Source organism: Pelolinea submarina (assembly GCF_003966975.1).
Taxonomy (GTDB): Bacteria; Chloroflexota; Anaerolineae; order Anaerolineales; family Anaerolineaceae; genus Pelolinea; species Pelolinea submarina.
In genome coordinates this window covers 3,236,033-3,249,433 of record NZ_AP018437.1, presented here as the reverse complement: position 1 = coordinate 3,249,433, position 13,401 = coordinate 3,236,033, and the positions used below count along the sequence as shown (strand labels likewise).

The 13,401-nt window shown below is 51.8% G+C and carries 12 protein-coding genes; 6 read left to right on the top strand and 6 right to left on the bottom strand.

Annotated features, from left to right (window positions below):
* Positions 1-5: 5 nt before the first annotated feature.
* Positions 6-212 (bottom strand): hypothetical protein, encoded by a 207-nt coding sequence (locus tag Pelsub_RS14360; protein WP_116225730.1) that lies wholly within the window; start codon positions 210-212, stop codon positions 6-8.
* 128 nt (positions 213-340) lie between these two features.
* On the opposite strand from Pelsub_RS14360, the gene Pelsub_RS14355 reads away from it, so the two are divergent.
* Positions 341-1,462: a 6-phosphofructokinase gene (locus tag Pelsub_RS14355; protein WP_116225729.1), complete on the top strand. Its 1,122-nt coding sequence runs from the start codon at positions 341-343 to the stop codon at positions 1,460-1,462.
* Positions 1,463-1,595: 133 nt separating this feature from the next.
* A complete protein-coding gene (locus Pelsub_RS14350; RefSeq protein WP_158675137.1) occupies positions 1,596-2,555 on the top strand; it encodes an alpha/beta hydrolase family protein in 960 nt (319 codons plus the stop codon).
* Positions 2,556-2,792: 237 nt separating this feature from the next.
* Here Pelsub_RS14350 and Pelsub_RS14345 read toward each other — a convergent pair whose 3' ends face one another.
* Genes Pelsub_RS14345 through Pelsub_RS14330 form a run of 4 tightly spaced genes read right to left on the bottom strand, consistent with a single transcriptional unit; the run spans position 2,793 to position 7,481 of the window.
* Positions 2,793-3,797 carry an ABC transporter permease gene (locus tag Pelsub_RS14345; RefSeq protein ID WP_116225727.1) on the bottom strand — a complete coding sequence of 335 codons (1,005 nt, stop codon included), beginning with the start codon at positions 3,795-3,797 and terminating at the stop codon, positions 2,793-2,795.
* A complete protein-coding gene (locus tag Pelsub_RS14340; protein ID WP_116225726.1) occupies positions 3,794-4,777 on the bottom strand; it encodes an ABC transporter permease in 984 nt (327 codons plus the stop codon). Before Pelsub_RS14340 ends, Pelsub_RS14345 begins: the two co-directional genes overlap by 4 nt.
* On the bottom strand, positions 4,774-6,276 hold the full coding sequence (locus Pelsub_RS14335; protein ID WP_116225725.1) for a sugar ABC transporter ATP-binding protein: 1,503 nt from the start codon (positions 6,274-6,276) through the stop codon (positions 4,774-4,776). The genes Pelsub_RS14340 and Pelsub_RS14335 overlap by 4 nt, the downstream gene beginning before the upstream one ends.
* A 29-nt stretch (positions 6,277-6,305) precedes the next feature.
* The gene (locus Pelsub_RS14330; protein ID WP_116225724.1) at positions 6,306-7,481 is read right to left on the bottom strand and encodes an ROK family transcriptional regulator; all 1,176 of its coding nucleotides are present in this window, start codon (positions 7,479-7,481) and stop codon (positions 6,306-6,308) included.
* Between the two features lie 427 nt (positions 7,482-7,908).
* Here Pelsub_RS14330 and Pelsub_RS14325 point away from each other — a divergent pair, with 427 nt between their 5' ends.
* The 3 genes from Pelsub_RS14325 (at position 7,909) to Pelsub_RS14315 (ending at position 10,886) form a co-directional block, all read left to right on the top strand.
* Complete coding sequence (locus Pelsub_RS14325) at positions 7,909-8,886, top strand: sugar ABC transporter substrate-binding protein (protein ID WP_116225723.1); 978 nt, start codon at positions 7,909-7,911, stop codon at positions 8,884-8,886.
* A gap of 120 nt (positions 8,887-9,006) precedes the next feature.
* Positions 9,007-10,155 carry a glycoside hydrolase family 10 protein gene (locus Pelsub_RS14320; protein ID WP_116225722.1) on the top strand — a complete coding sequence of 383 codons (1,149 nt, stop codon included), beginning with the start codon at positions 9,007-9,009 and terminating at the stop codon, positions 10,153-10,155.
* A 5-nt stretch (positions 10,156-10,160) separates the two neighbouring features.
* On the top strand, positions 10,161-10,886 hold the full coding sequence (locus tag Pelsub_RS14315) for a 6-phosphogluconolactonase (protein ID WP_158675136.1): 726 nt from the start codon (positions 10,161-10,163) through the stop codon (positions 10,884-10,886).
* Between the two features lie 50 nt (positions 10,887-10,936).
* Here the strand turns inward: Pelsub_RS14315 and Pelsub_RS14310 are convergent, their stop codons facing one another.
* The gene (locus Pelsub_RS14310) at positions 10,937-11,884 is read right to left on the bottom strand and encodes a helix-turn-helix transcriptional regulator (RefSeq protein ID WP_116225720.1); all 948 of its coding nucleotides are present in this window, start codon (positions 11,882-11,884) and stop codon (positions 10,937-10,939) included.
* Positions 11,885-12,022: 138 nt separating this feature from the next.
* Here Pelsub_RS14310 and Pelsub_RS14305 point away from each other — a divergent pair, with 138 nt between their 5' ends.
* A complete protein-coding gene (locus tag Pelsub_RS14305) occupies positions 12,023-12,682 on the top strand; it encodes a dihydrofolate reductase family protein (protein WP_116225719.1) in 660 nt (219 codons plus the stop codon).
* Positions 12,683-13,401 lie beyond the last annotated feature (719 nt).

Below are 13,401 nucleotides of genomic sequence, written 5' to 3'. Positions count from 1 at the left end.
TTTTTTTATATCTCCTGATCGGAATTCTCCAGCAATTTGCCGTGATAGATAGCTTGCCGGGCGCGGATAAATGCGTTAGTGAGCCTTACGAACACTTCGTCACTCGGTTTTTCACTAAAGTAAGCCGTGCGCAGGTAAGCATAATTTACGATTTCCCAGGCCACTGCTGCGGTCATGGCACTGTCGTCTAAACCATCGGGTAAATCTGACATTTTTTCCTCCTTGAATTGTCGAATTGCACGATAGTTTTATTGTAGCATCAGGGCTGGTGTGGTTTCAGGTTAATTTTTCATCTATAATCATAAAAAGAGCGAGAAAATATTCGGAATGGAGCGATACTATGACCATTAATGTAGGGGTTTTGACTGCCGGCGGGGATACACCTGGTCTGAACGCAGCCCTGCGCGGCTTGGGCAAATCAGCGGAATACCGCTACGACCTGCAACTGGTTGGTTTTTATGACGGTTTCCGCGGACTGCTGCAGGACCGCTGCATCCTCTTGGATGAGTCGGCGTTGTCGGGCATTCTGACTTTGGGCGGCACCATCCTGGGCACCAGCCGCGATAAGCCGCGCAAGATGATCGTTGGCGGTAAATACCAGGATATGCGCGATGCGATGGTTGAGACGTATAACAAGCATCACCTGGATGTATTGGTATGTATGGGCGGCGGCGGAACGCAAAAGAATGCTTTCAGCCTGATGGAAAAAGGGTTGAATGTTCTGACCCTGCCAAAGACGATTGACAATGACATCGCCAACACGGATGTGACCCTGGGTTTTGACACCGCATTGGGAATTGCTACGGACGCTATCGACCGCTTGCACAGCACGGCCCACAGCCATCACCGCATTATCATCGTGGAGGTCATGGGCCATAACGCCGGCTGGTTGGCGCTGGGCGCCGGAGTGGCCGGAGGTGCGGATGTAATCCTTATTCCGGAAATTCCTTTTGACCCGGACAATATCGCACAGGCCATTATGGAGCGCAGCCGCAGCGGAAAGCACTTCAGTATCGTTGCGGTTTCGGAAGGCGCCATGTCTATCCATGACCACAAACATGAAAATGAGCTAAAAGAAGAAATTACTCTGGCCGAAAACAAAAAGGAAAAAACCAAAGCCAAAGAAGCCTTGGAAGCCTTTTATGCTGGACAATCAGGAAAGACCATGCGCCTGGCGCAGGATTTGGAAACGCTGACCGGTTTGGAAGCGCGCGTGACCATTTTAGGTTATGTCCAGCGCGGCGGTACGCCTTCCGCACGCGACCGTCTGCTGGGTTCACAGTTGGGCGGCGCGGCGGCTGCCTTGATCTCCGAAGGCGTAAATGGCGCGATGGTAGCGGTGAAAGGCCAGGAAATGAAGCCGGTGCCGCTGAAGAGCGTGGTGAATAAGTTGCGTACTGTCCCCACGGACCATATTTGGGTGGACACTGCCCGACGGGTGGGTACCTGTTTGGGCGATTAGTCTTTTCTTCTTGCGAATGCTTATCTTAGAGATTTATAAAATTGGGCCACCGGCCCAATTTTTTACTATTTGGTATGTTTTAATAATAAAAATCATAAAACAATTGAATTGGTGAAAAGCAAGGTACATGGCAATGAATCTCAAAAGTAAAACAATTTTCATGCTGCTGGTTTTCCTGACGGCGTGTTCTCCCCAAATCCCTGCCGCGGCAGCGGCCAGTGCGGAAGCGCAAGAGCTGACCATTGCTGCTGAGACGCAGGCAGCCCCGCAGCTGGCGCCTACGGTGGAATCGCTCAGTCCATACTCATTGGAAGCGTTAGCCAACCGTGAATACGGGCAAGGAGAGTTGCGTGTGGAATATGCCTGGCAGGATAAGGATGAATTCACGCGCTATTACATTACTTACGACAGCGACGGCCTCAATATCCACGGCTATGTCAATATCCCCAAGGGCAATGGCCCTTTCCCGGTGATTATTGCGCTGCACGGTTATATTCCGGCCAGCGATTATGAGACCCTGGATTACTCCACGCGCTACGCGGATTCCATTGCGCGCAAAGGCTATATTGTGCTGCATCCCAATATGCGCAACTTTCCGCCTTCTGACTCACCCGGGCGCACGCGCGATTACCTGGCCGGTTATACGGTGGATGTGATGAATTTGCTGGCCTACGTGCGCCAGATGGCCGGGCAGGACGGTATTTTCAAGAACGCGGACATGAGCCGCATGGGTATTTGGGGCCACAGTATCGGTGGCGGTATTGCACTGCGCGTAGTCAATCTCGTGCCGGAAATCAAGGCGGCCGTGCTGTACGGCGCGGTCAGCCAGCGCTATACCAATGAGTCGGCCGGTTTTGATGTGTATAACCTGGACAGCGACACGGCGGCATTCAGCGTGCATCATGGCGAACTGGACGAGGTTATCGATCCGCAGTGGTCGCGCAAGTTATGCGCCGACCTGGAAGCTGCCGGACGGGATTATGAATGCTATTTTTATGAGGATCAACCCCATACCTTTATCCGCAATGGTGATGCCGACCCGCTCTTTATCCAGCGCACGGTTGATTTCTTTGCGAGGTATCTGGATAACTAGTGTTTATTTGCCGCAGATAGACACAGATAAAAAAGATTAAATTCTATAGACGATACACACAGATGCTGCGTCTCAGTTCTGTGATTTTCGATTGACGCAGCTCCCTTTCCCTGAAGGGATCGCAGAGCATTCTCTAGGGGAAGAGGGCTGGGGGTGAAGGTGTATTCATAGATAAAAAAGCTGCTGTCCGGATGGTTATGGACAGCAGCTTTGCGATGAAACCTGAAGACCTCGAAATCAAGCTTGGTTTTTACCGCGGGTGCGCTCGAGTGCTTTTTTACGCGAATTGGCGCTCACGCGATCGATCACGATCACTACCAGCAGTAAAATACCCTTAATAACTTGTTGGTAATAGGCCTGGATGTTCATCATGTTAAAACTGTTGCTCAATACACCCATGGTTAGGACGCCCAGAAAAGCGCCTTCCAGCGTGCCCACGCCGCCGCTCATCGAGATCCCGCCCAGCATTGCGGCTGTGATGACGTTTAGGGCCGAATCCGAACCGACGATAGGGCTGCCGGTGCTCAGGCGCGACGCCAGGATCACACCGGATATCCCCGCGGTCAGGCCGCAGATGGTGTAGGTGATGAACTTGACGCGCTTTACGCGGATGCCGGAGGCATGCGCGGCTTCTTCGTTGCCGCCAATGGCGTAGATGCTGCGACCGGTCTCGGTGTAATGCAGGAAGATCACTCCGGCGGTGAAGATCATAGCCAGGATGATAGCCGGAATGGGGATGATGCCCAATTTTCCACGTCCGATTTCCGAGAAAATCAGCACTTTATTTACAACCGGATAGCCATCCGTGATCGTCATGGCAAGACCTTCGAAGGTGATCATCGTGCCCAGGGTGGCGATGAAAGGATTGATCTTGAAAGCGGTGATAAACAAACCGTTCATGGCCCCGCCCAGCGCGCCGACCAAAATACCGCCCAAGATTCCGGCCCACATAGGCAGCCCCAGTTCGTTCATTAGGTAAACGCAAATAACACCGGCCAATGACATGATGGCGCCGATGGAAAGGTCCAACCCCGCAGTCAGCATGACCATAACCATGCCTACCAGCATGATACCGTCCATGGCAATAATAACCCACAATCCTTGTAGGTTGTACAGCGACCAGAATTTGTTCGATTGGGTGCTGACCAGAATCAGCAGGGGAATCAGGATTGCCAAAACTTTTTGGTTCTTGAGAAAGGTGACAAATCCGGATTGAAGGGATTTTTGAATGATGTTTTTCATCTTGCCACACTCTGGTTTCTTTTTGCGTCGATGGCCACGGCTGTCAGCAGGATCAGGCCGCGGATCAACAGCTGCAGGTTGTAGGAAATATTCAGCAGGGTCATGCTATTGGAAATGATGCCCAGCGTCAACACGCCTGCCAGGGTATTGTAGATGCGCCCTTCGCCGCCGCTGGTCTTGGTTCCGCCCAAAACCACCGCCGTCAGCGCCTGGAATTCGTATCCAAGGCCGATGGTCGGGTCGAGGTTTTTGACACGCGAGGCCAGCAGGATGCCGGCAGCTGCGGCCGTGAATCCGGAGAACACATAAGTGGACATGCGGATCAGGTTGGTTTTTATACCCATCAGGCGCGAGGCATCGTCGTTGTTGCCCAGCGCGTAGACGTAACGCCCGAAAGAAGTCCTCTTCAGGATGATCTGGGTAATGACGGTCAGGATGAGGAAGATAAAGATGGGGTTGGGAATGCCCATCAGGTAGCCGCCCGAAATGGCCTCATAGAATTGAGTCGGGGACCATACCCACACGTGCTGGCCGCCGGTGTAGATCAGGGTGGCGCCGGCCACCATGAATTGTGTGCCGACCGTTACGATGATGGAATTGGCTTTCAACAAACCTACCAGCAACCCGTTGAGCAAGCCGACGAAGACGCCCAGGAGCAGCGGGATGATGATGGCCAGTGCTGTCAGCGGACCGTTTTCCGGGCCAATGTTGACCGATACGACCGCTGCCAGCGTCAGGATAGCGCCGGTGGAAAGGTCGAAGTTGCCGCCGATCAGCACTACTGTCATGCCCAGGCTGATCAGGCCGACGATGGAAACCTGGCGCAGCACGTTTAGGATGTTGCTGGAGGAAATGAATTTGGGCTCCATCAGGGAGATAGTGATCACCAGCACGGCAAACACCATCCAAATGGTCTGCCCGGATAGATTGCGGAAAAATGACGCGACTGCGTTGGGCTTTTTTATGTTGGACTCGTTCATTTTGTTACTCCTAAAGCGTACGAGACAATGGTCTCCTGGGTGGCCTGGTCGCTGTTCAGTGATGCGGCTACGCGCCCGTCGCGCAGAACCACGATGCGGTCGCTGATGGACAACACTTCTTCCATTTCAGACGAGATCATGATGATGCCTACACCGTCCTCAGCGTAGCTGCGCAGTAATTTGTGAATCTCGGAACGCGCGCCCACGTCGATGCCGCGGGTGGGTTCGTCAATGATGAGAATTTTCGGAGAAATGTTCAACCAGCGGGCCAGGATGACCTTTTGCTGGTTTCCACCGGACAGATTGCCAATGAACTGCCACTTGGAAGGCGTTTGGATGGATAATTTTTCGATAAATTCATCGGCGATGCGGCTTTCAACCGCGCTGTTGAGTAAACCCTTGCGGGAAGTTGCGGGTGTGCTGGGCATGACCAAATTTTCGAGGACGCTCATGCGCATCAGCAAGCCCTCTTCCTTGCGGTTTTCCGGAACAAAACCGATGTGGGCTGCGATGGCGTCCTGCGGCCCGTGGAAGCGGGCGCGTTTGCCGTTGACCAGTATCTGCCCTTCCTCGATCTTACGAATACCGAACAAAGCCGAAACCACGTCCGAGCGGCCTGAACCGACCAGCCCGGCCAGGCCCAGGATTTCACCCTCGTGCAGATCAAAAGAAATATCGTAGAAAAGCCCGTCAATCGTGATGTTTTGGACTTCCAGGATTTTTTTGCCGGGTTTGCGCTGCGCGTGCAATGTGCCTACGCGGATGTCGCGGTCAACCATCATGCGCACCAGTTTGTCTTTGGTAAGTTCGTGGATGTCCTGCGTGCCAACACTGCTCCCGTCGCGCAGTACGGTGACGCGGTCGGCCAGGTAAAAGACCTCGTCCAGTTTGTGGGTAATGAAGATGACGCTCTTACCCTGCTCGCGGATACGTTTGATGCGGTCAAAGAGGATATCGATTTCGTGTTGGCTCAAGGCCGAGGTCGGCTCGTCCATTACGATTAATTGGGTGTCGAAAGAAAGCGCCTTGGCGATTTCCACCATCTGCTGCATGGCGATGGGCAGGTTGCCCACCAGTTCGTGCGCATCCAGGTTGATGTCCAGATGGTCGAGGATGTCCTGCGCTTTACGGTACATTTCTTTGTGGTCGATCAAATTGGCGGAAGTGCGCGGCAGCCTGCCCAGGAAGATGTTCTCCGCCACGCTCAGCTGCGGGACGACCATCAATTCCTGGTGGATGGTGGCAATTCCGGAATTCCAGGCTTCGAAAGGGGTTTGGAAGGAGACCGGTTGATCGTTCCAGATGATTTGACCGCTGTCCGGGTGATGGATGCCGGCTAATATCTTGATTAGGGTCGATTTTCCCGCCCCGTTTTCACCAACGAGGGCGTGTACTTCTCCGGGCAGCACCGTGAATGATACACCCCGCAAAGCGTGCACGCCCGGAAAATACTTGTTGATATTTTCCATTTGCAAGATGGGCTTACCGTTATTTTCCATATTGGATTACCTCGTTGAAAACTTTTGATTTATGGGTTTTTTGCTACTTCGATCAATACCTGGTGGGCAGCACCCATGATGGCTGCCTGAGGACCCAGGTCGGACAGTACGATCTCGGGATGCATGGGGATCAATCCGTCCAAACGCTTCTTGATGGGTTCCAGCAGCAGGTCGGCTGATTCAAACACGCCGCCGCTGAAAATGATCTCTTCCGGGTCAAGCAGTACGATGGTATTTGCCACGCTGATGGTGATGTAATCCACCACGTCAGAGACGATCCTGGCGGCCCATTCCTCACCTTTGCGCGCTGATTCGAACACGTCTTTAGCGGTGATGGCAACGGCGTCGGGGTTCTGTTCGCGCAGCTGGGTATTCGCGATTCCGGCGATACCGGTGCCCGAACACATAAATTCCAGTGCGCCGTGAGTATGCTCGTATTTGCCGGACAGGAATTTCTGTCCCGGGACCATGTGCCCGATTTCTCCGGCGGAGAAAGTCGAGCCGCGGTAGAGCCGGCCGTCGATGATAATACCGGAGCCGATGCCGGTGCCAAAAGCTAATAAAACCAGATTTGGCACGCCGCGTCCAACGCCGTACCCATATTCGCCCAGCGCCATCAGGTTGACGTCGTTTTCAACCACAACAGGCAAGTGAAAACGCTCATCGAGCATATCCTTCAGGTAAATCTTTTCCCATCCTAAGGAGGGAGAATAGACGATCTCGCCGCCCTTGGAGTCGGTGATGCCGGGTACGCCTACACCAATACCGATCGGACGCAGGTTGCGCTGCTTGGATTCTTCAATTAATTGTTGGATGATTTCAAAAAGTTGATCCAGACTGGTTTGGGAGCTGGTGATGTCGACCTCTACCTTGATTTTGGTCAGAATATTTCCCGAAAGGCTGATCAGCCCGCCCAGGATCTTGGTGCCGCCCATGTCGATGCCGATTACAACTTTATCGTCATCATTCAGTTTTAATAAAGTGGATCTTCTACCGCCAGTGGATGCCTCCAGGCCTGACTCGACGATAAGGCCGGATTGAATCAGTTTTTCGGTGGAACGCAGCACCGTAGAAAAACTCAATCCGGTTTTCCGGATAATTTCGGGCCGGGTGATCGATCCATTTGCCTGGATGGTCTCCAAAATGACGATTGTGTTGAGCTGGCCCAAAATTTCAGTGGAGTAGGGTTGATGGTTTTGTCTCATTGCTAAAATTCTACTATAGTTTCAAACAGAATGAAAGTATTGTTAAAGGGAACGGTCTTGAATATGATGAAAGTTTCTATTTTGGTACCAGAAAATCACATCCCTAAAGATTCACTTGACAAAACCCCCGGCAAATATTATAATAATCGAAACATACTTTCAGACTGACAGAAACTAAGCCTTATTGATAAAGAATGCTCTTTTTTGAGAAAAACCGGACGATCCCCTCACAATGACCTCAATGCTGCCATTGGGAACGCACGGTATAAAGGACAGAAGATAAAGGTTTCTAATAATGAAAGCATCACTAAATTTCTCGAAAAACTCCACCAGTTCCCTGATCATTTGCTGAGTATGTATTTAACGCGTTTTCCAGGACAGGAAGATGCGTAATAAATAAAAAAAAAGAAAAAAAGAGAGGAAGAATATGTATAAAAAGTATTATTTGCTCGTCGCGCTCATGCTGGTTTCAGCCATCGTCTTGGGCGCATGTGCTTCCGCCAGCGCAGAAGAACCCGCCGCTGCTGCTGCCGAAGGCAAGCACCTGACCATCGCCTACTCGGCGCCGAACGCCGGTTGGCCTTACATTGCGGCCTGGATTGGCGCTTTCGAAGCCGCTGCCGCTGAGGACCCGGACGTGGACGTCGTTGTTTTGAGCGCGGAAGGTGATGTTGCCCAACAGGCAGCCGACTTCGATACGCTCATCGCTCAAGGCGTGGACGTGATTCTGGTATGCTCACTTGACGGTGACGCCATTGTGCCTTCCCTGAAAGCAGCCTCCGAAGCTGGTATCCCCGTTCTGGCAGTCTCCAACGAGCCATCCGAAGACGGCCAGCAGTACATCGTCGGCTACTCCGGCCCGGATGACTACGTCCAGGGCAAGATCGCTGCCGACCTGATGGCCAAGGCGTTGGACAACAAGGGCAACATCGTCATCATCGAAGGTACCCCCGGCCAGTCAACCACCAACCTGCGCAACCAGGGTTTCATGGACCAGATGGAAGAAAAAGGTTATGACTTCACCATCTTGGCTCAGCAGACCGCTAACTGGGATCCGGTACAGGCTAAGGCTGTTATGGAAGACTTCATCACGGCTTACGGCGACCAGATCGACGGCGTATTCAGCCAGGATGACAACACCGCTGCAGCAGCCGGCGAAGTTGTGCGCGATGCCGGTTTGAAAATGGCCATCGTTGGTACCGGCGGCTCCAAGAACGGTACCCAGGCAATCCGCGACGGTTTGATCTACGGCACCATGGATCAGTCCCCCACCACTGATGCCGAGCAGGCTCTGAAATTCGCCAAGATGATTGCCAATGGCGAAGAATTGCCCGAACGCCGCAACATCATCCCCATGCCCGAAATCACGGCTGAAAATGCCGACCAGTTCCCGGGTGAATGGTAGACCTTAAATAATGACAGCCCCCCTGTGAAGGGGGGCTGCATTCTTGTGAGCTCCCGTTGTATTGTTTACAATGGGGGTTCATAAGAATTTTCTGATAATCATTCCTAAAGGAGGTAGACGTTGACCAAGATGCGAGTGGGTCTGAAAGTCTATTCAAATGACTGGTACCTGAAATATAATCTGTCTTACACGCAGGCTGCCGATTTGTTAAGTGAATGGGGGGTAAATTTCATTATCGCCCAGAGCAAGGTGCTGCCAATGCCCGATACCGCGGTAAAGAGTGAAGTGCCGCCGGAATTGATGGAACGCTATCAATCCTATGATGACGTCAAATTTCGCGAAGCCCTGCGCAAGAATGGGATTGAATATTGGGCGACAACCCTGTTCTTTATGGACCGAGTGGCATTGGAGGAAAATCCTTCTTATAAAGCCTATGGCGAGAATGGCAAGCCCATGCAGCAAATCGATTGGTATGAAGGTATCCCGCCAACCATGCAAAAACATGTGGATTTTAAGAGCGGTTTGTATGAGAATGCCGTGCGTATTCTGCAGCCGGATGGTATCCATTTCGGTTTCATGCGCTGGCCGCAGTTTTGGGAATTATGGATGCCGGAGCACAAACGCAGTGAACTTATCGAATACAGTTTCGACAAGATATCCCTCAAACGTTTCATGGAAGACCGCAATGTTGACCTGCCCAGCCTGGAAGCTTACGAAGCTGCCCAATGGATCAAGGCTAACGTTTACACTGAATGGGTCGATTGGAAATGCGACGTAGTGCGCCTGGTGATCAAACAGGTCAAGGACAACTGCGCAGCCATTAAGGGCGATATTAAGACAGCGCTCAACACGGTGCCCTTTGGTAAAGCCGATTACGACAACGCGGAAGAGCAGGTTTATGGGCAGAGCTTCGAAAAACTTTCCGGGGTAATCGACCTGTTTGAGGTCATGGCTTATCACCAGATCCTCAAGCGCCCGGTCGAATGGATCCCGCAGATTGGCAGGGAAGTCAAAGCGCGCAGTGAACGGACCACAGTCTGCACGCTGCAGGGCGAACCTTTGTATACCGAAGGGATGCATGCATCTTATGGACGCAAGACCAGCATTGACATAGCTGAATTCCAAAGCGCGGTTGAAGCCGTGGTGGCAGAACCTTCCATAGATGGCTTGGTCTTGTTTACCTGGGCTGATTTACTCAAACAGGTCTACGTGGACAAGGATACCCGCAAGGTGGATATCCTCAAAGCGGCAGCCCGGGCCAGAGGATGACCCGAATGATGCAAATCTGTCGCTTTGAAACATACGAAGAACTGTCCCAAGCCGCCGCGGAGCGCGTCTGCGCCGTACTGGAACAAAAACAAGACGCTGTCCTGGTGCTGCCGACCGGCAATACCCCCCTGGGTATGTTCAACGAACTGGTCAAACGCTTTGAGGATGGCGAAGTCTCATTTAAACATGCTTATCTGTTTGAATTGGACGAGTACTACCACGGCCCCAGCCAGACCGGGCCGGTGCTGTTCCAATGGCTGCAAGAGGTTTTTATCGACAAGGTTGATTTCGATCCGGCACGCGTCTTTTCTTTCGACCCTCACGCACCGGATGCACAGCAGGAATGCGATCGCATCCAAGCCGCAATGGACAAGCTGGGTAAGGTGGACTTGATGGTCTTGGGCTTGGGCCCAAATGGGCACCTGGCCATGAACGAACCGGGCACCCCCTTTGATGTCCTGACGCACCCGGCCGAGCTGACTCCCGAAACGCTGGCGTCCAATTCGGCCTATTGGCAGGAGCAGGGCAGCGTGCCCTCCTGCGGCATGACTATCGGCATGGGCACGATTCAGGATTCAGGGGAGATCCTGTTGATGGTAAACGGCGCTTCCAAACGGGCTATCCTGAACGAGGTGTTGCAGGTTGAACCCACACCCGCGCTGCCGGCCAGCATGTTGAATAAAACAGCTAATACAACCGTCCTAGCGGATCGCTCCGCGCTGGAGAATTAACGGATAAGAATTACTTATCGAAAATGCCTGTGATTGCACAGGCATTTTTTTTATTCCAAAGCCTCGGCGCGCTGCTGATACGTATCCGCCATCTCCAACGCGTATTGGCGGGCAGCCGCCTTCAATTCATCCGGCTGCACAATTTCATATTCACAACCGGATTCAACCAGCCATTTTCCTATCACCGGCAGCGAATCGACTAACACGGTGACCTCAACGCGGGCCCTGCTGTTCTCCGTTTTAAGAATGCAGCCCGGTAACAGGTGATTCCTGAATGCTTCCCAGGCAAGCTCGTCCGGGAAGCGCAGGATCACACAATGACCTGCTTTGGACTCGAGCATGGTTCTCAGGATTTCATCAATGGGCGGGTGAGTATGTGTAAAATCCAGATCGGTCGGTTGTAAGTCCTCGATTTGGTCAACCCGGAATATACGATAGGCATCGCGCAAGTGACAAAACGCCACCACGTACCAATACATACCGGCGAAATACATGTGGACCGGTTCAATTTTCCTTTGGGTGATCCGCTCCGATTTCAGCGAGCGATATCGAATTTCAAGCGTTTTTTTCTCATAAAGAGCGTTTTGCAGGTCCTGGATGAAGCGATTCGTCTGCGACGTATCCATTGCCTGCGGATTGTAAGCGGACATTTGCTCCTCTACCGCCGAAGCCCAATCCTTTTGTGCGTCCTTAAGAACAGCTTTGATTTTCGTGAGCGCTGAAATCAGGCTGGCCTGCGAAGCAGAATCGGTGAACATCCCCGCGGTTCTTTCCGCCAGCAGCAAAGCCCCGATCTCCTGCGGGGTGAACATGACCGGCGGTAAATGGTAACCCTCTACCAGAAAATATCCTTTGCCTGTCTCCGCGGCAATGGGAATGCCTGCGTTTTCCAGCGAGCGCATATCCCGATAGATTGTCCGGATGCTCACGTCAAAGCGCTGCGCCAATTCACGCGCCTGCACTACGCGCTTGGATTGCAGGTGGATAAAAATGGCCATTAATCTATCGAGCCGGTCGATGAGACACCTCCGCTGAAGGTTTAAATCCCCATTGGAAAAGAGTTTTAACTACTGACATAACGCTGTCACACGCTCTTAGTATACTGTCGAAAAATCATTGTACTGGAAAGGTGTTTTATGAGACCAAAGATAATCATGCATACTCAAATCAGCCTGGATGGTTGTATCCGGGGGTTCCAGGATACGGGAATCTATTATTTGCTTGCCAATAATTTTAATTCAGATATGGTGTTGTTTGGCAGTGAAACGGTATTAATGGCGGCTGAGCAGTTTCCGCCTGAAACCGAAAAATCGTTTGTTAAGCCTGAAGTTAAAGAAGGGGACACACGGCAGAATTGGGTCATCCCGGACAGCCGCGGCCGGCTGCGCAACCTGCACGTTTTCCGTGATACGCCATACTGCAAAGACATCATCCTGCTGGTTTCACAGGCCACCCCCAAAGCTTATCTCGAATACCTTAAAGAGCGCAATTACGATTTCATCCTGGCGGGTGAAGATCACGTCGATTACCGCCGGGCGTTCGAGCTGCTCAATGAACGATATGGCTGCAAGGTTTTGCGCACCGACAGCGGCGGAATGCTCACCAATGTCTTGCTGCAGCAGGGCTTGGTGGATGAGATTAGCCTGGTGGTTTCGCCCTGCCTGGTGGGTCAGTCGAGCCCGAATGTATTCAGGAGTTTGAACCTGGAGAATAATGTGGATTTGGAGTGGCTGCGCAGCGACGCGCTGGAGGGCGGCTTTGTGCATTTGATGTACCGGGTTATTGGACAAGCTTAGGTTTGCATATCAAATCCTGAGTTTTTTAGCCACAGATGGACACAGATGAAAAACCGATGATTTTTATAGGAGATACACACAGATAATGTGGTCCAACCCTGATGTCTGCGATTGGCGCGGCTCCCTCTCCTTGAAGGAATTGGCCGGGGGTGAGGGTGTGGTTTGTTCTACAACCTGGATTGTTTTTAACCACAGATGGACACAGATAAAAAAGATGAATTTTTATGGATGATACACACAGATAATGTGGTCCAATCCTGATGTCTGCGATTGACACGGCTCCCTCTTCCCCATAGGGGTGAGGGTGTGGTTTGTTCTACAACCTGGATTGTTTTTAACCACAGATGGACACAGATGAAAAACCGATGATTTTTATTGGAGATACACACAGATAATGTTATTTAATCCTGATGTCTGTAATTGGCGCGGCTCCCTCTCCTTGTAGGAATTGGCCGGGGGTGAGGGTGTGGCTTGTTTTACAACCTGGATTGTTTTTAGCCACTGATGGACACAGAAAAAAAAGATGATTTTTTATGGATGATACACACAGATAATGTGGTCCAATCCTGATGTCTGTGATTGGCGCGGCTCCCTCTCTTTGTAGGAATTGGCCGGGGGTGAGGGTGTGGTTTGTTTTACAACCTGGATTGTTTTTAGCCACTGATGGACACAGAAAAAAAAGATGATTTTTTATGGATGATACACACAGATAATCTGGT

What these genes read in the sequence shown, in the direction of transcription:
- Pelsub_RS14325 (WP_116225723.1), top strand. Translation starts at nt 7,909, where the DNA reads ATGTATAAAAAGTATTATTTGCTCGTCGCGCTCATGCTGGTTTCAGCC.
- Pelsub_RS14315 (WP_158675136.1), top strand. Translation starts at nt 10,161, where the DNA reads ATGATGCAAATCTGTCGCTTTGAAACATACGAAGAACTGTCCCAAGCC.
- Pelsub_RS14335 (WP_116225725.1), bottom strand. Translation starts at nt 6,276, where the DNA reads ATGGAAAATAACGGTAAGCCCATCTTGCAAATGGAAAATATCAACAAG.
- Pelsub_RS14355 (WP_116225729.1), top strand. Translation starts at nt 341, where the DNA reads ATGACCATTAATGTAGGGGTTTTGACTGCCGGCGGGGATACACCTGGT.
- Pelsub_RS14310 (WP_116225720.1), bottom strand. Translation starts at nt 11,884, where the DNA reads ATGGCCATTTTTATCCACCTGCAATCCAAGCGCGTAGTGCAGGCGCGT.
- Pelsub_RS14330 (WP_116225724.1), bottom strand. Translation starts at nt 7,481, where the DNA reads ATGAGACAAAACCATCAACCCTACTCCACTGAAATTTTGGGCCAGCTC.
- Pelsub_RS14360 (WP_116225730.1), bottom strand. Translation starts at nt 212, where the DNA reads ATGTCAGATTTACCCGATGGTTTAGACGACAGTGCCATGACCGCAGCA.
- Pelsub_RS14350 (WP_158675137.1), top strand. Translation starts at nt 1,596, where the DNA reads ATGAATCTCAAAAGTAAAACAATTTTCATGCTGCTGGTTTTCCTGACG.
- Pelsub_RS14340 (WP_116225726.1), bottom strand. Translation starts at nt 4,777, where the DNA reads ATGAACGAGTCCAACATAAAAAAGCCCAACGCAGTCGCGTCATTTTTC.
- Pelsub_RS14345 (WP_116225727.1), bottom strand. Translation starts at nt 3,797, where the DNA reads ATGAAAAACATCATTCAAAAATCCCTTCAATCCGGATTTGTCACCTTT.
- Pelsub_RS14305 (WP_116225719.1), top strand. Translation starts at nt 12,023, where the DNA reads ATGAGACCAAAGATAATCATGCATACTCAAATCAGCCTGGATGGTTGT.